Origin of the sequence: Mycobacterium angelicum (assembly GCF_002086155.1) — a bacterium.
GTDB classification, from domain to species: Bacteria; Actinomycetota; Actinomycetes; order Mycobacteriales; family Mycobacteriaceae; genus Mycobacterium; species Mycobacterium angelicum.
This window is the reverse complement of record NZ_MVHE01000007.1, coordinates 124,638-148,165: the sequence shown is the minus strand read 5'-3', so window position 1 is coordinate 148,165 and position 23,528 is coordinate 124,638. Positions and strand designations below refer to the sequence as shown.

Genomic DNA, 23,528 nt, shown 5'->3' with positions numbered 1-23,528 from the left:
CGGTTGCGAGATAACCCCTAGGAGCACTGGATGGAACGATGTCAGGAATCGGATGTCGCGGCTGAACCGGCCCCCGCGCCAACCTCGGATTGGAGCCCGCTTGCACATCCGGTGTTTCGCGCACTGTGGACCGCTTCGGCGTTGTCCTACACCGGATTCGAGATCCGGAACTACGCGGCGCCATTGCTGATGGAGGATTTCCACCAGCCTTTCCACCTCTTGGAAGGCATGAAGCAGTATGCGTTCGCGGCTTCGACCCTGCCGATCCCGCTGTTGGTGTTGTTCGCCGGCGCGCTTGCCGACCGCGTCGACCGCCGCAAGCTGCTGATCGTGACCCACGTGTGGATGATGCTGGCCGCCGCGGCGTTGGGTGTGCTCACCATCGCGAACATGATGACGCCGTGGATGTTGTTGGCGTTTCTATTCGTCATCGGTGCCGGCTACGCGATGATGAATCCGACGCTGCTGGCCGTGCTGCCCGGGCTGGTCGATCCGAGCGAACTCAAATCCGCGATGGCGCTCAACAGCGTCAACATGAACGTCGCCCGGGTAATGGGACCGGCGATCGGCGGACTCGTCATCGTCGCCGTCGCGGGGCGCGAGCCGTACTACGTCGGAAAGGGTTTGGCATTTCTCGCGACTGCTCTCTCGTTGGTCGGCGTGGTCGTCGTGCTGACCAAATGGAAGCCGGCCCCGCGCGACTCGGCCGCGCCCGCCGAGTCGGTGCTCGCGTCGGCCTGGAAAGGGGTGCACTACGCATTCACTTCGCCGCGATTGCTGCAGATCAACGCCCGGATCTTCTTGTTCATGGTGTGTGCGGGAATCCTGCCCACCACGTGCGCGGTCATCTGCAAACAAACTCCTGCCCTCATGGGCGAGGCCGGGGCTTCCTATCTGATGGTGTCGTTCGGCGTCGGCGCGCTGGTCGGTGTGTACCGCATGCAAGGGCTGATGCGCCGTTTTGGTGTGGAACGAGTCGTGGTAATCGGCACTATCGTGTGCGGCTTCGCGATCCTCGGCGTCGCGGAAATGACGTCTGTTTACGTCGGCTGCATCGCGATGTTCTTCGCCGGCTTCGCCTGGGTGATGATCCCGACCAACTTCAACATAGCCACTCAGTCGGCGGTACCCGCGTGGATCAAGGGCAGGGTCATGGGCGTTTACGTGCTCGTGTTGTGGGGCTCAATGGCATTGGGCTCATTGATTTTCGGCCGGCTGGCAGACAGCGTCGGACAGCGGTCCTCGCTCTTTGCGGCGGGCGTCGGAGTGCTCGTCGGCTCGATCGCGATCATCTGGATCAGGTTGGTGCCCAGGCAGATTGAACGGGTTTAGCCGCTGGGTGCAGCCCAGCTGGGCGGGCGTTTCTGCAAGAAGGCGAGCATGCCTTCGCGTGCTTCGTCGGATACGAACAGTCGGGCCGATTCCTCGGTGAGGCGTTCGGCGTTGCGGTCGAAGCCGTCCAGCACCGCCGCGGTGGTCAGCGCTTTCGAGGCGGCCAGGCCCTGTGGTGAACCGCGGCCTACCTCAGCAATAACGGCGGCCACCGCGGTGTCGACGTCGTCTGCCGCGATCGTCACCAGTCCGATATCGGCCGCTTCGGCGGCTCCGAAGGTTTCGCCGGTCAGGTAGTAGCGGGCCGCTGCCCGGGGGGACAGCTTCGGTAGCAAGGTGAGCGAAATAATTGCCGGGGCAACGCCAATGCGCGCCTCGGTCAGTGCGAAGGTGCTGCGTGGGCCGGCCACCACCAGGTCACACGCGCCGACCAAGCCGAACCCGCCGGCCCGCACGTGCCCGTTGATCGCGCCGATGATCGGTAACGGTGACTCGACCATGGCGCGCAAGAGCGCCGTCATCTCCTGCGCCCGCGCTACGGCCATGTCGTAGGGGTCGCCACCGCCCGCCTCACTCAGGTCCGCGCCCGCGCAGAACGTGCCGCCGGTATGTCCGAGCACCACCGCCCGCACCCCGGGATCGGCTGCGGCGTCGCGCAATCCATCACGCAGCTGGACAACCAGCGTGGTGGACAGGGCGTTGCGATTGTGTGGTGAGTTCAGCGTGAGGCGCGCCACCGGGCCCGTCGCTTCGGCGGGACCGGTGTATTCGACGAGTGTTTCCATCAGCCGAGCTTCAGTACGAGCGGGGCAGGCCCAGCGACGTCTGCGCGACGAAGTTGAGCACCATCTCGCGGCTGATCGGTGCGATCCGGGCTAACCGGGCCGAGGTCATCATGGCGGCCACACCGTACTCCTTGCTTAGCCCATTGCCGCCCATCGACTGCACGGCCTGGTCGACCGCGCGGTTAGATGCCTCGGCCGCAGCGTATTTGGCCATGTTGGCCGCCTCGGCGGCGCCGCCGTCGTCGCCGTGGTCGTAGAGCGTGGCCGCCTTCTGCATCATCAGCTTGGCGAGTTCGACCTCGATGTGGCACTGCGCCAACGGGTGTGACAGCCCCTGGTGCGCACCGATCGGAGTGGACCAGACCTTGCGCGTCTTGACATAGTCGACGGCCCTGTTGAGCGCGTAGCGTCCCATGCCCACCGCACTGGCCGCACCCATGATCCGCTCGGGGTTCAAACCCGCGAAAAGCTGGGCGATCGCAGCGTCCTCGGCGCCGACGAGCGCATCGGCCGGCAACCGGATGTCGTCGATGAAGACCTGGAATTGGCGCTCGGGGCTGATCAGCTCCATTTCGATTGGGGTATAGGTGAATCCGGGTGTGTCGGTGGGTACTACGAAGAGCGCGGGACGCAGCTTGCCGGTCTTGGCTTCCTCGGTGCGACCCACCACCAATACCGCTTGTGCCTGGTCGACGCCGGAGATGAAGACCTTTTGGCCCCTGAGGATCCAGTCGCTGCCGTCGCGCCGGGCGGTGGTGATGATCTTGTGCGAGTTGGACCCGGCGTCCGGCTCGGTGATGGCGAATGCCATCGTCAGGGAGCCGTCGGCAATGCCGGGAACCCAGCGCTTCTTTTGTTCCTCGGTGCCGAACTTGCTGATGATGGTCCCGTTGATGGCGGGTGACACCACCATCAGCAGCAGCGCGCTGCCGCCTGCCGCCATCTCCTCCATGACCAGGGACAGCTCGTACATTCCGGCGCCGCCGCCGCCGTATTCCTCGGGGAGGTTGACGCCGAGGAAGCCGAGTTTACCTGCCTCAGCCCACAATTCGCTCGTGTGCTCGTGATTGCGTGCTTTGGCCAGGTAGTACTCGGCGCCGTAGTTGGACACCCACGCCGCCACCGATTTGCGCAGCGCCTGGCGTTCCTCGCTCTCGATGAAGCTGGTGTCAGTCATTGCGAATCTCCTTTTGAATCGAGCGCTTTTGAATCAGGCGCGTCCACTCGCGCTGAGTCTTAATCGTCGTGACCCGCTTCCACTCGCGCGAGCACAGCTCCGACTTCGACTTGCTGGCCCGTTTGCACGTTGAGTTCGGCGAGGACTCCGTCGGCCGGCGCGGCGATGGTGTGTTCCATCTTCATCGCCTCCAGCCAGATCAGCGGCTGACCGGAACTGACGGTGTCGCCGACCGCGGCGCCGATCCGGACGACGTTGCCCGGCATGGGAGCCACCAGTGAGCCCTGTTCGACGGCAGAGCCAGGCTCGGGGAAGCGCGGTAGCGCGACCAGGTGAACCGGTCCCGGCGCCGAGTCGATGTAGACGTCAACGCCGTAGCGGGCCACCCCGAAGCTGTGGGCCACTCCGCCGTCGGCGAGTACCACCTGGTCCGGTGTGGCCGAAACCAGTTGTACCGTCGGGTCGTTGGGCAGCGCCAATCCGGTTCTGGTGAACCGGTATTCGATGCGCTGTTCGGCGTCACCGTCGTCGCGGTATGTCTTGACCTGGAAGCCCGACGCCAGGTTGCGCCAGCCACTGGGAACCGGGGTGAACACCCCGGCCGTCGCGCGATTGTGCGCGGCGTCGGCCAGCGCGGCCGCGATCGCCGACAGCCGGGTCGCCGCTGAATCCGCGAGCGGCGCCGACAACTCCGCCAGGCCGTGCCTGTCGAAGAACGCCGTGTCGGTGGCGCCGTCGAGAAAAGCGGGATGGCGCAGCACATTAACCAGCAGCTCACGGTTGGTGCGCAGGCCGTGCAGCTTAGCGCGGGCCAGTGCGTCGGCGAGCACCAAGGCCGATTGCCGGCGCGTCGGAGCGTAAGAGATGACCTTGGCCAGCATCGGATCGTAATAGATCGAAACCGTGCAGCCGTCGACGATCCCGGAATCCAGCCGAATGCCGGTCCGGTTGCCCAGCGAGCCGAACTCCGAGCGCACGGCGGGCAGCGCGATGGTATGCATCAGGCCCGCCTGCGGTTGCCATCCGCGGGCCGGGTCCTCGGCATAAAGCCGGGCCTCGATCGAATGTCCCTGGGCGGCAGGTGGTTCGGCATCGAGTCGGCCGCCGTCGGCAACCATCAGCTGCAGCTCGACGAGATCCAGGCCGGTGGTCTCCTCGGTAACCGGATGCTCGACCTGCAGCCGGGTGTTCATCTCCAGGAAGTAGAACTCACCGTCATCATCGGCAAGGAATTCCACCGTACCTGCGCCGGTATAACCGATTGCCTCGGCGGCCAGCCGGGCGGCGTCGAACAGCTTGGCGCGCATGCCCGGTGTTCGCTCGACCAACGGCGACGGGGCCTCTTCGATGATCTTCTGATGGCGGCGCTGAATCGAGCACTCGCGTTCACCGACCGGCCACACGGTGCCGTGAGTGTCGGCCATGACCTGAACCTCGATGTGGTGCCCGGTGGGCAGGTAACGTTCGCAGAACACCGTCGGGTCGCCGAATGCGGACTGCGCTTCGCGCTGGGCGGCCGCGACTTCGCCTGGCAGCGCGGACAATTCGCGAACCACCCGCATGCCGCGGCCGCCGCCGCCGGCGGACGCCTTCACCAGCACCGGCAACTGAGCCTCGGTAACCGTGTCGGGGTCGAGTTCGTCGAGCACCGGCACCCCGGCGGCCGACATCAGCTTTTTGGACTCGATCTTGGAGCCCATCGCCCGCACCGCGTCGACCGGCGGTCCCACCCAGACCAGGCCGGCGTCCTGCACTGCCGCCGCGAATTCGGCGTTCTCCGATAGGAATCCATACCCCGGGTGAACGGCGTCGGCGCCGGCGGCGCGGGCGGCCGCAATAAGGGCCTCGGCATTCAGATAATCGTTGGTCTGCGCCAGGTGCACCCGGGCGTCCGCCTCGGCGACGTGTGGTGCGCCGGCGTCGGGATCGGTGTAGACCGCGACGGTGCCCAGACCCAGCCGACGGCAGGTGGCGAACACTCGCCGGGCGATCTCGCCGCGGTTGGCGACCAGCACTCGAGTAATCATGGGATCACATTCTGAAGACGCCGAAGTTCGACGTCCCCTTGATCGGGCCATTGGCTATGGCGGACAGACACATTCCCAGCACGGTGCGGGTGTCGCGCGGGTCGATCACCCCGTCGTCGTAGAGCATCCCGGACAGGACCAACGGCAGCGACTCGGCTTCGATCTGTCCTTCGACGGCGGCGCGCATGGCAGCATCGGCGGCGTCGTCGACCTGCTGCCCGCGGGCCTCGGCGGCCGCTCGCGCCACGATGGACAGCACGCCGGAGAGCTGGGCGCCGCCCATCACCGCCGATTTGGCGCTGGGCCAGGCGAACAGGAACCGCGGGTCGTAGGCGCGTCCGCACATGCCGTAGTGGCCGGCGCCGTAGGAGGCGCCGATCAGCAGCGAGATATGCGGGACGGTCGAATTGGATACGGCATTGATCATCATCGAGCCGTGCTTGATCATGCCGCCCTCTTCGTAGTCCTTGCCCACCATGTAGCCGGTGGTGTTGTGCAAGAACAACAGTGGCGTGTTGGAGCGGTTGGCCAGCTGGATGAACTGCGTGGCCTTCTGCGACTCCTCACTGAACAGCACGCCGCGCGCATTGGCCAGGATGCCCAGCGGGTAGCCGTGCAACTGGGCCCATCCCGTCACCAGAGACGAGCCGTACAACGGCTTGAATTCGTCGAATTCGGAGCCGTCGACGATTCGGGCGATCACCTCGCGGGGGTCGAACGGGATGCGCAGGTCGGCGGGCACGATGCCGATCAGCTCTTCGGTATCGAACAGCGGCGCTGTCACCGGCTTGGGTTCGGGCCCCTGTTTGACCCAGTTCAGCCGGGCGACGATGCGACGGCCGATCCGGATCGCGTCGAGTTCGTCGAGTGCGAAGTAGTCGGCCAATCCGGAGATGCGGGCGTGCATTTCGGCGCCGCCCAGCGACTCGTCGTCGGACTCCTCGCCGGTGGCCATCTTCACCAGTGGGGGACCGGCCAGGAATACCTTCGAGCGTTCCTTGATCATCACTACGTGATCGGACATGCCGGGCACATAGGCGCCGCCGGCCGTGGAGTTGCCGAAGACCAGCGCGATGGTGGGGATCCCGGCTGCCGAAAGCCGGGTCAGGTCGCGGAACATCTGTCCGCCGGGGATGAAGATTTCCTTCTGGGTGGGCAGATCGGCGCCGCCGGATTCCACCAGCGAGACCACCGGAAGGCGGTTCTGTAGCGCGATCTGGTTGGCCCGCAGTATCTTTCGCAGCGTCCAGGGATTGCTGGTGCCGCCCTTGACGGTGGGATCGTTGGCGACGATCATGCACTCCACGCCACACACCGCGCCGATTCCGGTGACCGTGCTGGCCCCGACTTTGAACGCGCTGCCCCACGCCGCGAGCGGACTCAGTTCGAGGAACGGCGAATCCGGGTCGACGAGCAGTTCGATGCGTTCGCGGGCGGTGAGTTTGCCGCGGGCGTGGTGGCGTTCGACGTACTTCGGCCCGCCGCCCTCGAGTGCTTCGGTGAGTGCGGCGGTGATTTCGTCGAGCTTCCCGGTTGCCGCGGATGCCGCCTCGACGAAGGTTGCCCCGTTGGGATCGAGAGTGGACTGCAATACGCTCACGATTGATACCCCAAACGCTTGGCCGCCAAAGCGGTAAGGATTTCGGTGGTTCCGCCGCCGATGCCGAGAATCCTCATGTCGCGGTATTGGCGCTCGATTTCGGATTCGGCCATGTAGCCCATGCCGCCGAACAGCTGAACGGCTTGGTGGGCCACCCATTCGCCGGCCTTGACGGCGGTGTTCTTGGCGAAACAGACCTCCGCGATGAGGTCGGTCTCACCGGCGAGTTGACGTTCCACCACATGGCGCGAGTAGACGCGTGCGACGTCGATGCGGCGCGCCATGTCGGCCAGCGTGTTCTGCACCGACTGTCGTGAAATTAGCGGGCGGCCAAAGGTTTCCCGGTCCCGGCACCACTGCGCGGTAATGTCCAGGCAGCGCTGGGCGCTCGAATAGGCCTGCGCGGCCAGGGCGATGCGCTCGGCGACGAATGCCTGCGCGATCTGGGCGAAGCCGCTGTTCTCTGCGCCGACCAGATTGGCCTTCGGCACTCGTACATCGGTGTAGGACAACTCGGCGGTGTCCGAGGACCGCCAGCCCATCTTGTCCAGCTTGCGGCTTACCTCGAATCCTGGTGTGCCCTTCTCGACGACAATCAGCGAAACCCCCGCGGCCCCAGGGCCTCCCGTGCGTGCCGCGGTGACGACGAAGTCGGCGCGCACCCCGGAGGTGATGTAGGTCTTGGCGCCGTTGATCACGTACTCGTCCCCGTCGGCGACGGCCGCGGTGCGCAGATGCCCGACGTCTGACCCGCCGCCGGGCTCGGTGATGGCCAGCGCACCAATCTTCTCGCCGGCCAGCGTCGGGCGCACGAACGTTTCGATCTGCCGTTGATCACCGGATGCGATCATGTGCGGAACCGCGATGCCGCAGGTGAACAGCGACGCGAAAACGCCTCCCGGGGCACCGGATTGGTGCATTTCTTCGCAGACGATCACCGAGTCGGCGCCGTCGCCGCCACCGCCGCCGGCCGACTCGGGCAGACCGGCGCCCAACAGGCCGGTGGCCCCGGCGCGCCGGTGCAAATCGCGCGGCAGGTCGCCGGTGCGTTCCCACTCCTCGACGTTGGGCAGGATCTCCCGCTCAGCGAACGCGCGGACTGTCTTTCGCAGCTGATCGCGCTCGGGTGTGTTCCAAATGCTCACAAAAGCCTCTCCGGAATGTCGACGTGTCGGCTGCGCAACCATTCGCCCAGCCCCTTGGCCTGCGGATCGAATCGCGCCTGATATGCGACGCCCTGACCGAGGATCCCCTCGATCACGAAGTTCACCGCCCGCAGATTGGGCAGCACATGGCGGGTGACCTCTAATTCGGCGGCTTCCGGGAGCAGTTCCTTGAGCAGCTCGACGGTCAGGGTGTTGGCCAGCCAGCGCCACTGCTCGTCGGTGCGCACCCACACCCCGACGTTGGCCGACCCGCCCTTGTCGCCGCTACGGCCACCGGCGATCAGGCCCAGTGGTGCCCGGCGGGTCGGACCGGTGGGCAATGGGTCCGGCAACGCCGGTGGGTCCGCCGGGGCCAGCTCCAAAGTCTCGGTAGCGCAAGGTATCTCGGTCCGAGTGCCGTCGGGGTGCACTGCGACGTGCGGCACCTGGGCGGCATCGACGTAGCCGGGGGTGAACACGCCGTACACCTGCCCCTCGCCGGGCGGAGCGGTGACGGTGAAGCCCGGATAGCTGGCTAGGGCCAATTCGACTGCGGCCGAGGAGAATTGACGACCGACATTGGCCGGGTCGGGGTCACGTACCACGCAGCGCAGCAATGCGCTGGCGGCCTCTTCGGTGTCCGCGTCGGGGTGGTCGGTGCGGGCCAGGGTCCACTCGAGTTCGGCGGGCTTGACGGTCAGGCTGGATTCCAGTTGGCGGCGCACCAATTCCGCCTTGGCCTCGATGTCCAGGCCGGTCAGCACGAACGTCATGGCGTTACGGAAGCCGCCGATGCTGTTCAGCGACACCTTCAGCGTGGGCGGTGGCGGTTCGCCCACCACCCCGCTGATCCGCACCCGGTCGGGTCCATCGGAGGACAGCTCAATGGTGTCCATCCGGGCGGTTACGTCCGGGTTGGCGTAGCGGGCGCCGGTGATCTCGTAGAGCAGTTGCGCGGTCACGGTGTCGACACTGACCAGGCCACCGGTTCCGGGGTGCTTGGTGATCACCGCCGAGCCGTCGCCGTTGACCTCGGCCAAGGGGAAGCCGGCGTGTAGAAGGCTGGTGTGGCCGGGGACCTCGGTGAAGAACGCGTAGTTGCCGCCGGTGGCCTGAACGCCGCATTCGATGACATGCCCGGCGACGACGGCACCGGCGAGCTGGTTGTAGTCGGTGCGGCCCCAGCCGAAGTGGGCGGCCGCGGAGCCGACGATCACCGAGGCGTCGGTGACCCGGCCGGTCACCACCACGTCGGCTCCGGCGCCAAGGCAGTCGGCGATACCCCATGCGCCCAGGTATGCGTTCGCGGTGAGCGGCGAGCCGAGACCGAGTTCGGCCGCGCGGGGCTGCAGGTCGTCGCCTTCGACGTGGGCCACCCGGGCCGGGATGCCCAACCGTTGCGCCAGGGCGCGAACCGCGTCGGCCAGCCCGGCGGGGTTGAGGCCCCCCGCGTTGGCGACGATCCGCACTTCGTGGTCGACGGCCAGCCCCAGGCAATCTTCCAGCTGGGTCAAGAACGTCTTGGCGTAGCCGCGGTCCGGGTTCTTCATCCGGTCGCGGCCCAGGATGAGCATGGTCAGTTCGGCCAGGTAGTCGCCGGTTAGGTAGTCAACGTCGCCGCCGGTGAGCATCTCGCGCATGGCCGACAGCCGGTCGCCGTAAAAGCCCGAGCAGTTCGCGATACGCACGGCATTGGAGACGGCATGAGAACCGGCCCTGGAAACGGCAGCCATGCGCGTCCTCCCTCCGTTGGGATTATTCGGTCGGCGAGATTAACCAACCAACCGGTAGGTCAGCATAGCCCGATCGAAATGACGGGTGGTGAATACCCGCCTGGAACCCGTTTTGGCCAGCAGCAGCTCACCGATTACCCTTTGTGTAACAAGTCGCCGTTCGGCCGACCGGCCATGCCGCGCGACACGCCCGACCCGAAACCCCAATTGAGGAGTAAGGCCCGACCATGGCCGTACCTAAGCGCAGGATGTCGCGCGCGAATACCCGAAGCCGGCGCTCGCAGTGGAAGGCCACTAAGACCGATCTGGTCGGCGTCAACGTGGGCGGCCACAAGCACAAGGTGCCGCGCCGGCTGCTCAAGGCCGCCCGCCTCGGCCTCATCGATCTCGACAAGCGCTAGCCGCGATCACAGCTGCCCCACCGGTCTCTAGGTGGGCCATGCACTTTTTGCTCATCTCATCGACAGTTTGCAGGTGTCGCTCGGAGGCGGGCAAAGGACCCTTCCCTACCGTCAGGGGCCAATGTGGCGGGTGTGGTTGGAGTTTGCCGGGCGACGCCACGACATCGGCGCGTCTCTCAGCCCTGTCTCAGGCGTTCGTACGAAACTAGTTCCGTGCGGATACTTGTCGTCGACGACGATCGCGCAGTGCGCGAGTCGCTGCGCAGGTCGCTTTCTTTCAATGGTTACTCCGTTGAGCTGGCCCACGACGGGCTCGAGGCCCTGGAGATGATTGCCAGCGATCGACCTGACGCACTGGTGCTCGATGTCATGATGCCGCGGCTCGACGGCCTCGAGGTGTGCCGTCAACTCCGCAGCACCGGTGATGACCTGCCCATTCTGGTGTTGACCGCGCGCGACTCGGTATCCGAGCGGGTGGCCGGCCTGGACGCCGGCGCCGACGACTACCTGCCGAAGCCGTTCGCTCTGGAAGAGCTGCTGGCGCGGATGCGGGCGCTGCTGCGCCGCACCAAACCCGACGATGACACCGCCGAGTCGGTGGCCATGCGGTTCTCCGACCTCGCGTTGGACCCGGTGACCCGCGAAGTCACTCGCGGCCAGCGGCGGATCAGCCTCACCCGCACCGAGTTCGCTCTGCTGGAGATGCTGATCGCCAATCCGCGCCGGGTGCTGACCCGCAGCCGCATCCTGGAAGAGGTGTGGGGCTTCGACTTTCCCACCTCCGGCAACGCGCTGGAGGTCTACGTCGGCTATCTGCGCCGTAAGACCGAGGCCGATGGCGAGCCGCGGCTGATCCACACCGTGCGCGGCGTGGGTTACGTGCTTCGCGAAACACCGCCCTGATGAGTTGGTTCCGTCGCCCTCCCCGGGCGGGCCGCGCGCCGCTGAGAGCTACCAGCTCGCTGTCCCTGCGGTGGCGGGTAATGCTGCTGGCGATGTCGATGGTCGCGATGGTCGTCGTGTTGATGTCGTTCGCGGTCTACGCGGTTATCTCGGCCGCGCTCTACAGCGACATCGACAACCAGCTGCAAAGCCGGGCGCAGTTGCTGATCGCCAGCGGTTCGCTGGCCGCCGATCCCGGCAAGGCCATCGAAGGCACCGCCTACTCCGACGTCAACGCCATGCTGGTGAACCCCGGCCATTCCATCTACACCGCTAACCAGCCCGGCCAGACGCTGCCCGTGGGCACGCCGGAGAAAGCGGTGATCCGCGGCGATCTGTTCATGTCCCGGCGCACCGCATCCGATCAGCGGGTGCTTGCCATCCATCTGCCCAGCGGCAGCTCACTGCTGATCTCCAAGAGCCTCAAACCCACCGAAGCGGTCATGACCAAACTGCGCGCGGTGCTGCTCATCGTCGGTGGCGTCGGTGTGGCGGTGGCCGCGGTGGCCGGCGGCATGGTCACCCGCGCCGGGCTGCGTCCGGTGGGCCGGCTCACCGAAGCCGCCGAACGTGTGGCACGAACCGACGACCTGCGGCCCATCCCGGTCTTCGGCAGCGACGAACTGGCCAGGCTCACCGAAGCGTTCAATCTGATGTTGCGAGCGCTGGCCGAATCCCGGGAGCGGCAGGCCCGGCTGGTCACCGATGCGGGGCATGAATTGCGCACCCCGCTGACGTCGCTGCGCACCAACGTCGAATTGCTGATCGCTTCGATGGCACCCGGTGCGCCGCGGCTACCCGAGCAGGAGATGGTCGATCTGCGCGCCGACGTGCTGGCCCAGATCGAGGAATTGTCCACGCTGGTGGGCGATTTGGTGGACCTCACCCGCGGCGACGCCGGGGAAGTCGTGCATGAGCCGGTGGACATGGCCGACGTCGTCGACCGCAGCCTGGAGCGGGTCCGGCGGCGGCGTAACGACATCCACTTCGACGTCCAGGCCATTCCCTGGCAGGTCTACGGTGACGCGGCCATGCTGTCGCGTGCAGTGCTCAATTTGATGGACAACGCGGCGAAGTGGAGCCCACCGGGCGGCCATGTCGGTGTCGTGCTGCGACAGCTCGACCCGTCGCACGCCGAACTGGTGGTTTCCGACCGGGGTCCGGGCATCCCGCCACAAGAGCGCCGGCTGGTGTTCGAGCGTTTCTACCGGTCGACGTCGGCGCGGGCGATGCCCGGTTCGGGCTTGGGGTTAGCCATCGTCAAACAGGTGGTACTTAACCACGGTGGATCGCTGCGCGTCGAAGACACAGAGCCGGGTGGCCAGCCCCCTGGAACCGCGATCTACGTGCTGTTACCCGGCCGGCCGATGCCGGCCACGGCCGCGGCTGCGCCCCAGCCGGGTGCCGCCGCGAACGGGTTCGCGGACAGCGCGAACTCTCGGGGTTCGGCGAACGTTATCTCAGAGGATTCTCAGTCCGCGCGCGCAAGGTAGTGGGGCGGTTACTGTTGAAAACCACATCCATGCTTGCCGCGCATGGCCACGCTTCGTAGGAAGCCCAAGAACAAGAGGAAGAGCGACTTAGCGACATGACGAATCACCCGAGGTATTCGCCACCGCCGCAGCAGCCGGGATATCGCGCGCCTAATCAGCCTGTGCCCCCCGCTTATGCCCAAGGGCCGGCGTACAACCAGCAGATCGATTGGCGCTACCCGCAGTCGTCGTCCTCCCAAACAAGCCAGTTCCGGCAACCCTACGAGGGTTTCAGTGGCACCGGCGCCGGCCCGATTCCCGGCGGTACCGGTGCCGGGCCGATCCCCGGCGGGACGGGTCCCGGGCCGATACCCGGGAGCACCGGGCCTGGTCCGATACCCGGGATGCTGCCGCCGATGGGCCCGATGGGTCCGCCGCCCACGGTGATACGCCAACGACGGCCTCGCGCAGGAATGTTGGCCGTTGGCGCGCTCACCATCGCGGTGGTGTCGGCCGGCATCGGCGGCGCGGCGGCCTCGGTGGTCGAGCTCAACCGCTCACCCGCCGGCCTCAACGGCGGATCCTCGGCGACGGGTGCTGCCCCCAGCGTCCCAGCGGCCAACATGCCGCCCGGCTCGGTTGAGCAGGTGGCCTCCAAAGTGGTGCCCAGCGTCGTCATGCTCGAGACCGACATGGGCCGACAGTCAGAGGAGGGCTCGGGCGTCATCCTGTCCGCCGACGGCCTGATCATGACCAACAACCACGTCGTCGCGGCCGCCGCCAAGCCGCCGGCCGGCCCGCCGCCCAAAACCACGGTGACGTTCTCCGACGGCCGTACCGCGTCGTTCACGGTGGTCGGTGCCGACCCCACCAGCGATATCGCCGTCGTCCGCGTGCAGGGCGTTTCCAACCTCACTCCGATCGCGATCGGCTCTTCCTCGGATCTGCGGGTCGGCCAGCCGGTGGTGGCCATCGGGTCGCCGCTGGGCTTGGCGGGCACGGTAACAACCGGGATCGTCAGCGCGCTTAACCGGCCGGTGTCCACGACAGGCGAGTCGGGCAACCAGAACACCGTGCTGGACGCCATTCAGACCGACGCCGCGATCAACCCCGGAAACTCCGGCGGCGCTTTGGTCAACATGAGCGGCCAACTGGTCGGCGTCAACTCGGCCATCGCCACACTGGGCGCCGATTCCGGTGACGCGCAGAGCGGCTCGATCGGCCTCGGCTTCGCCATTCCGATCAACCAGGCCAAGCGCATCGCCGACGAGTTGATCAGCACCGGCAAGGCGTCACACGCCTCGCTCGGCGTGCAGGTGACCACCGACAAGGGCGTCCCGGGGGCCAAGGTCGTCGACGTCGTGCAAAACGGTGCCGCCGCGAACGCCGGCCTGCCCAAGGGGGTTGTCGTCACCAAGGTCGACGACCGCCCGATCAACAGCGCCGACGCGCTGGTGGCCGCGGTGCGGTCCAAGGCGCCGGGCGACAAAGTCACGCTGACCTTCCAGGATCCGTCGGGTAGCAATCGCACCGTGCAGGTCACGCTGGGTAAGGCGGAACAGTGATGATGGTCGATCCGCAGTTGTCGGAGCTCGGATATACGGTTGCACCCATGGAACAGGGTGCGGAGTTGGTAGTCGGCCGGGCACTCGTCGTCGTCGTCGACGATCGCACCGCCCACGGGGATGAGGACCACAGCGGCCCGCTGGTCACCGAATTGCTCACCGAGGCCGGGTTCGTGGTCGACGGCGTGGTTGCGGTCGAGGCCGACGAGGTCGAGATCCGAAATGCGCTCAACACCGCGGTGATCGGCGGCGTGGACCTGGTGGTGTCCGTCGGCGGCACCGGAGTGACGCCTCGCGATGTCACCCCGGAAGCCACCCGCGACATTCTGGACCGGGAGATCCTCGGCATCGCCGAGGCCATCCGGGCCTCGGGCCTGTCCGCGGGCATCATCGACGCGGGCCTGTCCCGCGGTCTGGCGGGTGTTTCGGGCAGCACGCTGGTGGTCAACCTCGCCGGCTCCCGCTACGCGGTGCGCGATGGGATGGCGACGCTGAATCCGCTGGCCGCCCACATCATCGGGCAATTGTCGAGTCTGGAGATCTGACCCGAGCCGGTCGCGCTACTGCGATTCGGCCTCCGCGCGGGGTCCGTGGTCTGGTGTCGGTGCGCCGCTGCCGTGTTTACCTGACGAGCTTCCGTTGGTCTGCGCGAGCAGGTCGCGGATTTCGGTGAGCAGCACGACTTGCGCGTCGTCGGCCTGCTCGACCTCACCCTTCTTGCGCAGCGTGCTGTAGGGCAGGACGACCAGGAAATACACCACCGCCGCGACGAGGATGAAGTTGATCGCGGCCGCCAGCAGGATGTTCAGGTCAATGGTTTGGCCGCCGCCGATGCTGATCTTCAAGGCGCCGACATTGGACTGCTGGTTTACCCCGATTCGGTTGATCAGCGGCGTGATGATGCTGTCGGTGAATTTCGTGACCAGTGCCGTGAACGCCGTACCGATGACCACGGCGACCGACAGGTCGACGATATTGCCCCGCGAGAGAAATTCTTTGAACCCTTTGAGCATCGAACGTCCTTTCTGCAGTGGACAGCTGCTGATCCCCGGGTGACCCAAGAAAAACCTAACCCACCCGGAGCAATTTGCCACGGTGCGCAGACCACTATGTTGTGATGGGCGTGGCGGGGGCTGCCTTGCTGCGGTGAACGTCGGGGGTCGGGGCCAGGCGGACGCTGGGACCGGAGTAGGTACTTACACAAACAATCCAACAGGTGTTTAATAGTCCCCGGCTACACCACGCGAAACTGCGCAGCAGAGGACTCGATGAGCCGCGAACCCTTCGTTCAGCTCAAGCACTTGAGCCGTACCTTCCAAGAAGGAGTAACTCAACGCAAAGTCTTGGACGATATCACCGGCGATTTCGAACCAGGCGAGTTCGTGGTGCTCTTGGGGCAAAGTGGCAGCGGCAAGAGCACGCTACTCAACCTTATTAGTGGTATCGAAAGGCCGACAACGGGTGAGGTCATCATCAATGGCTTTTCTATTACCGCGAAGAACGATCGAGACCGGACTCGGTTTCGGCGCGATAACATTGGGATTGTATTCCAATTCTTCAATTTAATCCCCACCCTGACCGTGCTCGAAAACATCACTTTATCCCAGGAGCTGGCCGGTGTGCGGCGGCGAAATGCGGTTGGTATCGCGCGCGATCTGCTGCAAAAAGTTGGTATGGCCGGACGCGAAAGCACTCTTCCCGACAAGCTCTCCGGTGGAGAACAACAACGAGTGGCTATTTGTCGGGCGTTGGCGCACAATCCGTTGCTGGTGCTGGCGGATGAGCCGACAGGCAATCTCGACAATGAAATAGGGGACAAGGTATTGGCGCTTCTGCTTGATCTCACTCGTGCAGCAGGCAAGACGCTGATCATGGCCACACACAATCCGGCGGTGGTGCACCAGGCAGATCGAGTTCTCTATTTGCATAGCGGAAAATTGGTGACTGGGATGGCCCATGGAACCGAAGTGGACGACCGGGTCAGCTCGGGGCCCATCAGCTGATTGAGATGAGAATCCCAACGGCGCTTACTTCTTTACCGCTGTGGCGCACGGCTTGGCGCCGCGCGCGCCAGCGTCCATTTCAATATATTCTCCTGGTCCTGGGTATCGCCCTGGGCGTGGCCATGGTCGTGGCCATCGACCTGACCAATGTGTCAGCCCAACGCGCACTTGACATCTCGGCCGAGGCCATCACCGGAAAAGCAACCCATCGGCTGGCCGGCGGCCGTGGCGGCAGCCTCGACCAGGAGATCTACCTGGACCTTCGAAAGCGCGGATTCGATTTGTCGGCTCCCGTGGTCGAAGGGTATGTGCTGGCCCCGAAGTTGGGCAATCGTCCCATGCGTTTGATGGGGATCGACCCTTTTGCAGAGCCGCCTTTTCGCCCGGCTCTATGGCAGCAGCAAGATCTTGAGGCGGCCAGCAATTTCCTCGTCCGGCCGAACGGCGTCATTTTGAGCCGGGACGTCGCGGCGCAATATCATTTGGCGCTCGGTGACAGCTTCGTCGTGCAAGTGCTGGGTGCGCCCACCACCGTCACCCTGGTGGGACTCTTTACCCCGGCTGACGCAATTACCGCACAACGGTTGCAGGAATTGATCATCGCGGATATTGCCACGGCGCAGGAGCTGTTTCACATGTCTGGCAGACTTAGCCACATCGACATGATCATCAAGGACGAGGTCACCGCCACGCAGATCAAACAAGGATTGCCGAGCGGTGTGCGGCTAGAGGCGGCGACCGCGAAAAGCAATACCATGAAACAGATGATGACGGGGTTCGCGGTCAATCTCACCGCCATGAGTTTGATCGCCTTGCTGGTCGGCGTATTTCTTATCTACAACACCGTGACATTCAATGTTGTGCAGCGACGTCGGCTGTTCGGTATTATGCGATGTTTAGGTGTCACGCGCGACCAGCTGTTTCGCTTGATAATGACCGAAACTCTCGTGGCCGGACTGCTCGGCAGCGGATTGGGCCTCTTATTCGGCGTTTGGCTGGGCGAAGGCCTTATTGGCGTGGTGACTCAATCGATCAACGATCTTTACTTCGTAGTCAATGTACGTGAAGTCGCTTTATCGCCGGAAAGTTTAGTGAAGGGGTTGGTCGTCGGCGTCGTTGCCGCGTTGCTGGCCGCCCTGCCGCCTGCGGTCGAGGCGATGCGCAGCCCTCCGGCCAGCACCCTGCGCCGGTCCGCACTGGAAGGCGAAGTGAGCACGCTCGTCCGGTGGCTGGGGGTAGCCGCGGTTTGCCTGGGCGGCTTTGGCGCTTTGCTGCTGTGTTGGCCGGGCAAGAACCTGGCCGTCGCGTTCACCGGCCTGTGCGCGGTCATGATCGCCTTCGCGCTGTTCGCGGCGCCGGTGGCACGGTTTGTGATGGTGCGCCTGGCACGGTTGTTCGGCCGCCTCTTCGGTCCATTGGGAGCGCTGGCCCCACTCGATATCGTGCGCTCACTGAGCCGAACCTCTGTCGCCATAGCCGCGTTGACGACGGCCGTGTCGGTAATTGTCGGCGTCTCGCTGATGGTCGGCTCGTTTCGGCAAACGTTCGCCAATTGGCTCGGGTTGACCTTGCAAACGGACATCTATGTTTCTGCACCAGCCCTTACCTCCACGCGCCCCAGTGGGAATCTGCCTCCGGATGCCGTGCGGACGCTGAAACAGTGGCCAGGCGTACGCGAGGCAATCACGAGTCGCTTTACGGCCGTCTTTGCCCCCGACTGGGGGCGAGAGGTGGACCTGACGGCGGTCACGGGCGATATATCTGACGGAAAGCGACCGTATCGCTGGATCAGTGGTGACGAGCACACACTGTGGCACCGCTTCTTGGCCGGCGAAGGGGTAATGCTGTCGGAGCCGTTGGTATCGCGCCAAAATCTGCGGACTCCGCCAGGACCGATAACGCTGATGACGGAGTCGGGCCCCCGCAAGTTCCCGGTCTTAGCGGTCTACTCCGACTACACCTCGGATCAAGGGGTGGTGTTGATGGACCAGGCCACCTATCGGTCCAATTGGCGCGATCCAGATGTGACGAACATGGCGCTCCTGCTGAAGCCGGGCGTGAGTGTCGATGGCTTGCTCGGTGAACTACACGCAATGTTCGAAGGGCGAAAAGATCTGGTCATCCAATCCAGCCGCAGTCTCCGCGAAGCCGCGCTGGTTACCTTTGAGCGCAGCTTTGCCGTTACCGGTGCCTTACGGCTGGTGGCCACCGTGGTTGCCGTCATCGGGATATTAGGCGCTTTGATGAGCTTGGCTTTGGAGCGGGTTCGTGAATTGGGTACTTTTCGTGCTATCGGCATGAGTCGACGTCAATTGTGGAGATTGGTTCTGTTTGAAGCCGGGCTGCTGGGCGGGACGGCGGGTTTAATTGCGCTGCCTTCGGGCTTTGTATTGGCGTGGATACTTATTCGCATTATCAATTTGCGATCGTTTGGCTGGACCCTGGACATGCATTTTGACTTTGGATACTTCGGCCAGGCGTTTTTGGTGGCAGTGGTCGCTGCCCTGGCGGCGGGTATCTATCCGGCTTGGCATACGGCGCGGCTGAGCATTGCCTCGGCCATCCGGGAAGAGTGATCGCCATGAAGAAGACCGGACTGGTGCTTATTGCGCTCCTTGCCTTGGTAGCGGGTCTGTGGTGGTGGCAACAACCAGAACGGTCGGGAGCGCCCACTCGATCCATGCTCGGCCTCTTGGCCGACGAGAATACGGCTGGATACGCCGTGGCCACGGAGCCCGGTGCCATTCGATTTCCGCGCGATCTGGGGCCGCACGAGGAATACCAGGGTGAATGGTGGTATTACACCGGGAATCTGGCAACCGCTGACGGTCGGCTTTTTGGCTATCAGCTCACCTTCTTCCGCCGGGCTTTGGCGCCTCCGCTGAAAGCGGCGGCTACCGTCGACGCATCCGCGTGGCGGGCTGACCAAATCTATTCTGCGCACTTTGCGGTGAGCGACATCGGCAACGGGTCCTTTTATCCGGTGGAAAAATTCAGCCGGGGTGCGGTGGGCCTCGCCGGCGCGAGCGCGCAGCCCTATGCGGTGTGGTTGGAAGATTGGTCTGTGCACGAAGGCGACAACAATTCGGTCCACGTCACCGCGAAATCGGACCACGCTACCGTCGATCTGACGCTAACCCAGACATTGCGGCCGATTTTGCATGGAAATGACGGTCTGAGTCCCAAAGGCGAGGAAGCCGGAAACGCCACTTATTACTATTCGATGGCACGCCAGGAGACCCGCGGAACCGTGACGGTCAATGGCCAGAAATTTGCCGTGACCGGCCTCAGCTGGAACGACCACGAGTATGGTAGCAGCGCGTTGGACGCGGACGATATCGGCTGGGATTGGTTCTCGATGCAATTTGACGACGGTACCGCCCTGATGATGTTTCAGATTCGGCAATCCAATGGCCGGGTGAAGCCGGCGTCCAGTGGGTCCTATATTTCCAGTGATGGCACCGTGACCCACTTGACGCTATCCGATTGGCGCTTGATCCCCAAGGAGCATTGGACGAGTCAGCACAGTGGCGCCACCTACCCCATTGGATGGGAAATCGAGATCAGCAAGTTGGGCTTGACCCTGTCCGGTTCGGCCTTGATGCCCAATCAAGAGTCACCGCTGTCAACGACGTACTGGGAGGGGGCGGTGGCTTTTGACGGACATCGCCGGGATACACCCGTCAAGGGCCGGGGATATGTTGAAATGACTGGATACTCGCGCTCCACACACTGATTTGAAGAAAGGAAAAATGATAGAGCTCAGTTACAGTACATTTGGCTTGACCAATATCGATTTCCTCGATTCCATTATTGAAGTAGACAAGGTGGGATATCCGGGCATCGAGCTGGCTTTTCACCGGGATCACTTCAATCCGTTCAACCTGACCGATGACTACGTCGGCGAGATCAAGCGGCGACTGTCCGCCGTGCGGAGCAAAGCCGCCTGCGTGGCAACCGCTTCCCATTTCTTCAGCCCCGCCCGTCCCCACGAACCATCGCTGATGAGCCCCGATCTAGCCGGCCGGAAACGCCGCATCGACCTCATCCGTCGGGGCATCGACGTCGCTCGCAAGCTGGATGTTCCCCTGGTCACTTTCGGCAGCGGCTTCATCCGCGACGAACACGTGATGAACCCGTCGGCCAATCCGCGCGAACTGCTGGTCGACAGCATTCATCAATGTCTGGCGAGTGTGCGTGACGACGAAGACATCACGCTGTTGATCGAGCCCGAGCCTGGCATGTACATCGAAACAATCGAAGACGGGCTGAGCCTGATCGATGAAGTCGATTCGCCCAAATTTCAATTGCATCTGGATATGTGTCACCTGTATTGCTCTCATGAGGATTATGTCGGCGCGTTAGCAAAGGCTGCGCCGCATGCCCGCTTCCTGCATGTTTCGGACGCGCAGGCCGGTTACAACCTGAAAATCCTGAAAATGGCCGATGATCTGACGCTCGATCTTGACTTCGCCAACTATCTGATCTATTTCCCCGAAACCGCGGAATTTCTACTCGCGGATCCCCGGCATCCGATCTATTTTTATGATCAGACACCCTCCAAAGAAAAGGCGGAGCGGATTGCGGATGTCATAGACTCGCTGGGCATAGCGGAGCAACTTACCCTGGTGGACTATGGCAAACTCGGTGCAAACTCCTCACCGCTCGACGATGAGATTTTCACGTATCTCATTTCCGTACCCGGGCTGAGTTACGATGTGCTCGAGCGGGCTCGACCGATCATCTTGTACTTGCGGACGACGAAAGACGCGCGCGGTGAATTATTGATGGACAAGATGGTCGCAAATACGCTGACCGGAATCGTGCACTTTCATGAGATTCCGGGCGAAGGCACGATGGACTTTGCCTCAAGTTTCAAGGCACTGGAAGCCGGCGGTTTTTCGGGTTATGCTTCTGTGGAGTTGTATCACCACGTTGCATCCTGGCAGAAGGCAATGGGCGATAGCTTTAGACATTTATCGCAGTTCGTGTAGGAATAACAACCTCGACTGTAGAAATGTGGGCGCTTACATGATTCAACTGGAGCAACTCGGCTGGCCGGCTGACACGGTCGGCGAGCTCGACCATCGCTTGTTAAGGGTGCCGCACGTAAAATTGCGCTCCGCAAATGAGGGGCCTCGAGGCGACATCGTCTATTGTATCGACCTGCGCATCAACGAACCCAATGTTGAATTCTTGTCGGCAACGGAGATGCACTCGCTGGAGCATTTTTTGCTGTATGGCTTTCTCAAATATATGCCCGATAATTTTCTGTCGGTGGGCTTGATGGGATGCCAAACCGGATTCTATCTGGTCCTGCATAACGAAGGCAACGCGGAGAAGATCTGCGATACCTATGAAGCCATTCTCAACGACGTATTGCTTGCCAGCGAAGTGCCTTTCGCCAACATTCAGCAATGTGGCAATGCTAAAAATCACAGCGTGGCGCTCGCTCAGGCCGTCGCCAAGAACGTGCTGGATGCGCGCGCCAACTGGCGGCGGGTGATATGACCGATACCATGTTGACCAGACGCGTCAAATACGCGTCTACAGTCGAATATGAAGTCGTCGACACGCCAAACCTATTCGATCCGCAGAATATGGCCCTGCTCTCGTCCGGAAAAGTCAAGAACGGTTGCCGGTTCGTGGTCGTCGATGGCAACGTGGAACGCGATTTCGGCACGCAAATGCGAAGCTACTTCTCACATCACGGGATTGCGACCAAAATCGTTGTGTTCCCCGGTGGTGAAGAGAACAAGACCGCTGAATATTATTTCTCTCTCGTGCGCGAACTGGATGCCTTTCCCATTCATCGCAGGGATGAACCGATCATCGCCGTCGGTGGCGGGGTGTTGACCGACGTGGTCGCTTTCGTCGCAAGCACCTATCGCCGCGGTGTGCCGCATATAAAGGTGCCCACCACGTTGATGGGCTATGTCGATGCGGCTGTAGGCATCAAAAATGGCATCAATTTCAACGGCAACAAGAACCGCCTCGGCGCGTTCCAGGCTCCCCAAAAAGTTTTGCTCGACAAGTCGTTTCTCAGGACCCTGCCGCGCCGGCACATACTGAACGGCATTTGCGAGATCATCAAGCTGGCGGTCATCACGGACGCCGCGCTGTTCGATTTGTTGGAAGCGCTCGGGCCGGAAGCTGTCGACGTTCAACTGCAAAGCGATGAAGGTTGTGCGATCCTCGACCGCGCGGTAGCGGGGATGATCGAAGAACTTGAGCCCAATATCCTCGAAGAGGATCTCGATCGCAAAGTGGATTTCGGTCACACCTTTAGCTATGGATTGGAAACGCGTTACGAAGCAGACCTCTTACATGGTGAGGCGGTGTTGCTGGACGTCCTCCTTTCGGTGATGATCTCCCGCGAGCGGAAACTGTTGACCGATGAGGAAGCGACCCGGATCTTCAACCTGGTCGAAAAGCTCACCATCGTTTTGGATATGTCACTCCTCGATCCGCAGGTGCTCTGGGCCTCGCTGGAGGAGCGCGTCTACCACCGCAATGGGTTACAACGTGTGCCCATGCCGCACGGCATCGGAAGATGTACCTTCGTCAACGACATTGCGTATAGCGAAATAGAGCAGGCAAGCAGATCTCTCAACGACTGGATGATGGTGCCACGGTGACGACTTTCGACAATGTAGATGGCGGCGAGGTTGAAAAATTCGACAAAGTGTCGGATATCTGGTGGGACCCGAATGGTGAAATGGGCGGGCTTCATTCGATCAATCCGTTGCGCACAAAGTTCATCCAAGACGTGGTCAGTATTGAGGGCCTGAAAATTCTGGATGTCGGCTGCGGCGGTGGAATCCTTTCGGAAGCCTTGGCCAAGGCAGGTGCCCAGGTGACGGGCTTGGATATGTCACGCCAATCGCTGGACGTCGCGCGCGCTCATGCGCGCAGCGAAGGATTGAATATCGCGTACCTGTATGACAGCGTCGAAAATGTCGCAGCGCAGGACTCGGGGGGCTTTGACGTTGTGACATGTATGGAGATGCTCGAACATGTGCCGGAACCGGAGCAGATCGTGGCGGCGTGCGCTCGCGCCCTGAAACCCGGTGGACACGCCTTCTTCTCAACGATCAACCGCACACCGAAGGCGTTCCTGTTCGCCATCGTCGGCGGCGAATACATTTTGCGTCTTTTACCTCGGGGCACCCACACGTATAGCAAATTGATTCGGCCGGGAGAATTGACGGCTTGGAGTCGTGCCAACTCGCTAGATTTCGGCAAGTTCGCCAGCCTGATCTACAACCCGTTCACCAAGAGATTCAGACTCGCCGCGGATTCTGTCGATGTGAACTACCTAGCGCATTTCACCAAGAAGGGCTGAC

The 23,528-nt window shown here is 63.1% G+C and carries 20 protein-coding genes; 13 read left to right on the top strand and 7 right to left on the bottom strand.

The window, feature by feature from the left end; genetic code table 11:
• The first annotated feature begins 30 nt into the window (after nucleotides 1-30).
• Nucleotides 31-1,332, top strand: a complete 1,302-nt coding sequence (locus BST12_RS07690; RefSeq protein ID WP_083112507.1) for an MFS transporter — start codon at nucleotides 31-33, stop codon at nucleotides 1,330-1,332.
• Here the strand turns inward: BST12_RS07690 and BST12_RS07685 are convergent.
• The 6 genes from BST12_RS07685 to BST12_RS07660 are packed head-to-tail and all read right to left on the bottom strand — an operon-like array spanning nucleotide 1,329 to nucleotide 9,754.
• Nucleotides 1,329-2,117, bottom strand: coding sequence for an enoyl-CoA hydratase family protein (locus BST12_RS07685; RefSeq protein WP_083112506.1), 789 nt, complete (start codon nucleotides 2,115-2,117; stop codon nucleotides 1,329-1,331). The two genes, BST12_RS07690 and BST12_RS07685, sit on opposite strands and share 4 nt — an antisense overlap.
• A 10-nt stretch (nucleotides 2,118-2,127) precedes the next feature.
• Complete coding sequence (locus tag BST12_RS07680) at nucleotides 2,128-3,294, bottom strand: acyl-CoA dehydrogenase family protein (protein ID WP_083112505.1); 1,167 nt, start codon at nucleotides 3,292-3,294, stop codon at nucleotides 2,128-2,130.
• 59 nt (nucleotides 3,295-3,353) lie between these two features.
• Nucleotides 3,354-5,321: an acetyl/propionyl/methylcrotonyl-CoA carboxylase subunit alpha gene (locus BST12_RS07675; protein WP_083112504.1), complete on the bottom strand. Its 1,968-nt coding sequence runs from the start codon at nucleotides 5,319-5,321 to the stop codon at nucleotides 3,354-3,356.
• Nucleotides 5,322-5,325: 4 nt separating this feature from the next.
• The gene (locus tag BST12_RS07670; RefSeq protein WP_083112503.1) at nucleotides 5,326-6,921 is read right to left on the bottom strand and encodes an acyl-CoA carboxylase subunit beta; all 1,596 of its coding nucleotides are present in this window, start codon (nucleotides 6,919-6,921) and stop codon (nucleotides 5,326-5,328) included.
• Nucleotides 6,918-8,066: an acyl-CoA dehydrogenase family protein gene (locus tag BST12_RS07665; RefSeq protein WP_083112502.1), complete on the bottom strand. Its 1,149-nt coding sequence runs from the start codon at nucleotides 8,064-8,066 to the stop codon at nucleotides 6,918-6,920. The genes BST12_RS07670 and BST12_RS07665 overlap by 4 nt, the downstream gene beginning before the upstream one ends.
• The gene (locus BST12_RS07660) at nucleotides 8,063-9,754 is read right to left on the bottom strand and encodes an acyclic terpene utilization AtuA family protein (protein ID WP_139801546.1); all 1,692 of its coding nucleotides are present in this window, start codon (nucleotides 9,752-9,754) and stop codon (nucleotides 8,063-8,065) included. The genes BST12_RS07665 and BST12_RS07660 overlap by 4 nt, the downstream gene beginning before the upstream one ends.
• Nucleotides 9,755-10,026: 272 nt before the next feature.
• Between BST12_RS07660 and rpmF the strand changes: the two genes are divergently transcribed.
• From rpmF to BST12_RS07630, 5 genes are all read left to right on the top strand, one after another.
• The gene (gene rpmF / locus BST12_RS07655) at nucleotides 10,027-10,200 is read left to right on the top strand and encodes a 50S ribosomal protein L32 (protein WP_083112500.1); all 174 of its coding nucleotides are present in this window, start codon (nucleotides 10,027-10,029) and stop codon (nucleotides 10,198-10,200) included.
• 213 nt (nucleotides 10,201-10,413) lie between these two features.
• Complete coding sequence (mprA, locus tag BST12_RS07650) at nucleotides 10,414-11,103, top strand: two-component system response regulator MprA (RefSeq protein ID WP_083112499.1); 690 nt, start codon at nucleotides 10,414-10,416, stop codon at nucleotides 11,101-11,103.
• Nucleotides 11,103-12,635 carry a HAMP domain-containing sensor histidine kinase gene (locus BST12_RS07645; RefSeq protein ID WP_083112498.1) on the top strand — a complete coding sequence of 511 codons (1,533 nt, stop codon included), beginning with the start codon at nucleotides 11,103-11,105 and terminating at the stop codon, nucleotides 12,633-12,635. The genes mprA and BST12_RS07645 overlap by 1 nt, the downstream gene beginning before the upstream one ends.
• Nucleotides 12,636-12,730: 95 nt before the next feature.
• Nucleotides 12,731-14,179 (top strand): S1C family serine protease, encoded by a 1,449-nt coding sequence (locus tag BST12_RS07635; RefSeq protein ID WP_083112497.1) that lies wholly within the window; start codon nucleotides 12,731-12,733, stop codon nucleotides 14,177-14,179.
• Nucleotides 14,179-14,724: a MogA/MoaB family molybdenum cofactor biosynthesis protein gene (locus BST12_RS07630; protein ID WP_083112550.1), complete on the top strand. Its 546-nt coding sequence runs from the start codon at nucleotides 14,179-14,181 to the stop codon at nucleotides 14,722-14,724. Before BST12_RS07635 ends, BST12_RS07630 begins: the two co-directional genes overlap by 1 nt.
• Before the next feature lie 15 nt (nucleotides 14,725-14,739).
• Here the strand turns inward: BST12_RS07630 and mscL are convergent, their stop codons facing one another.
• Complete coding sequence (gene mscL / locus BST12_RS07625) at nucleotides 14,740-15,192, bottom strand: large-conductance mechanosensitive channel protein MscL (RefSeq protein ID WP_083112496.1); 453 nt, start codon at nucleotides 15,190-15,192, stop codon at nucleotides 14,740-14,742.
• Nucleotides 15,193-15,447: 255 nt separating this feature from the next.
• On the opposite strand from mscL, the gene BST12_RS07620 reads away from it, so the two are divergent.
• The 7 genes from BST12_RS07620 to ubiG are packed head-to-tail and all read left to right on the top strand — an operon-like array spanning nucleotide 15,448 to nucleotide 23,527.
• Nucleotides 15,448-16,182, top strand: coding sequence for an ABC transporter ATP-binding protein (locus tag BST12_RS07620; RefSeq protein ID WP_083112495.1), 735 nt, complete (start codon nucleotides 15,448-15,450; stop codon nucleotides 16,180-16,182).
• A gap of 5 nt (nucleotides 16,183-16,187) precedes the next feature.
• Complete coding sequence (locus tag BST12_RS07615; RefSeq protein ID WP_083112494.1) at nucleotides 16,188-18,758, top strand: FtsX-like permease family protein; 2,571 nt, start codon at nucleotides 16,188-16,190, stop codon at nucleotides 18,756-18,758.
• Between the two features lie 5 nt (nucleotides 18,759-18,763).
• A complete protein-coding gene (locus BST12_RS07610) occupies nucleotides 18,764-19,918 on the top strand; it encodes a lipocalin-like domain-containing protein (RefSeq protein ID WP_083112549.1) in 1,155 nt (384 codons plus the stop codon).
• A gap of 46 nt (nucleotides 19,919-19,964) precedes the next feature.
• The gene (locus BST12_RS07605; protein ID WP_211281228.1) at nucleotides 19,965-21,176 is read left to right on the top strand and encodes a sugar phosphate isomerase/epimerase family protein; all 1,212 of its coding nucleotides are present in this window, start codon (nucleotides 19,965-19,967) and stop codon (nucleotides 21,174-21,176) included.
• A 25-nt stretch (nucleotides 21,177-21,201) separates the two neighbouring features.
• The gene (locus BST12_RS07600) at nucleotides 21,202-21,693 is read left to right on the top strand and encodes an S-ribosylhomocysteine lyase (protein WP_211281227.1); all 492 of its coding nucleotides are present in this window, start codon (nucleotides 21,202-21,204) and stop codon (nucleotides 21,691-21,693) included.
• Nucleotides 21,690-22,820 (top strand): sedoheptulose 7-phosphate cyclase, encoded by a 1,131-nt coding sequence (locus tag BST12_RS07595; protein WP_083112491.1) that lies wholly within the window; start codon nucleotides 21,690-21,692, stop codon nucleotides 22,818-22,820. The genes BST12_RS07600 and BST12_RS07595 overlap by 4 nt, the downstream gene beginning before the upstream one ends.
• Nucleotides 22,817-23,527, top strand: coding sequence for a bifunctional 2-polyprenyl-6-hydroxyphenol methylase/3-demethylubiquinol 3-O-methyltransferase UbiG (ubiG, locus tag BST12_RS07590; protein WP_083112490.1), 711 nt, complete (start codon nucleotides 22,817-22,819; stop codon nucleotides 23,525-23,527). The genes BST12_RS07595 and ubiG overlap by 4 nt, the downstream gene beginning before the upstream one ends.
• Nucleotide 23,528 lies beyond the last annotated feature (1 nt).

Bases quoted from the DNA above. Each gene is read 5' to 3' on its own strand.
- BST12_RS07690 (WP_083112507.1), top strand. From the start codon at position 31: ATGGAACGATGTCAGGAATCGGATGTCGCGGCTGAACCGGCCCCCGCG.
- BST12_RS07685 (WP_083112506.1), bottom strand. From the start codon at position 2,117: ATGGAAACACTCGTCGAATACACCGGTCCCGCCGAAGCGACGGGCCCG.
- BST12_RS07680 (WP_083112505.1), bottom strand. From the start codon at position 3,294: ATGACTGACACCAGCTTCATCGAGAGCGAGGAACGCCAGGCGCTGCGC.
- BST12_RS07675 (WP_083112504.1), bottom strand. From the start codon at position 5,321: ATGATTACTCGAGTGCTGGTCGCCAACCGCGGCGAGATCGCCCGGCGA.
- rpmF (WP_083112500.1), top strand. From the start codon at position 10,027: ATGGCCGTACCTAAGCGCAGGATGTCGCGCGCGAATACCCGAAGCCGG.
- BST12_RS07645 (WP_083112498.1), top strand. From the start codon at position 11,103: ATGAGTTGGTTCCGTCGCCCTCCCCGGGCGGGCCGCGCGCCGCTGAGA.
- BST12_RS07635 (WP_083112497.1), top strand. From the start codon at position 12,731: ATGACGAATCACCCGAGGTATTCGCCACCGCCGCAGCAGCCGGGATAT.
- BST12_RS07630 (WP_083112550.1), top strand. From the start codon at position 14,179: ATGATGGTCGATCCGCAGTTGTCGGAGCTCGGATATACGGTTGCACCC.
- mscL (WP_083112496.1), bottom strand. From the start codon at position 15,192: ATGCTCAAAGGGTTCAAAGAATTTCTCTCGCGGGGCAATATCGTCGAC.
- BST12_RS07620 (WP_083112495.1), top strand. From the start codon at position 15,448: ATGAGCCGCGAACCCTTCGTTCAGCTCAAGCACTTGAGCCGTACCTTC.
- BST12_RS07615 (WP_083112494.1), top strand. From the start codon at position 16,188: ATGAGAATCCCAACGGCGCTTACTTCTTTACCGCTGTGGCGCACGGCT.
- BST12_RS07610 (WP_083112549.1), top strand. From the start codon at position 18,764: ATGAAGAAGACCGGACTGGTGCTTATTGCGCTCCTTGCCTTGGTAGCG.
- BST12_RS07595 (WP_083112491.1), top strand. From the start codon at position 21,690: ATGACCGATACCATGTTGACCAGACGCGTCAAATACGCGTCTACAGTC.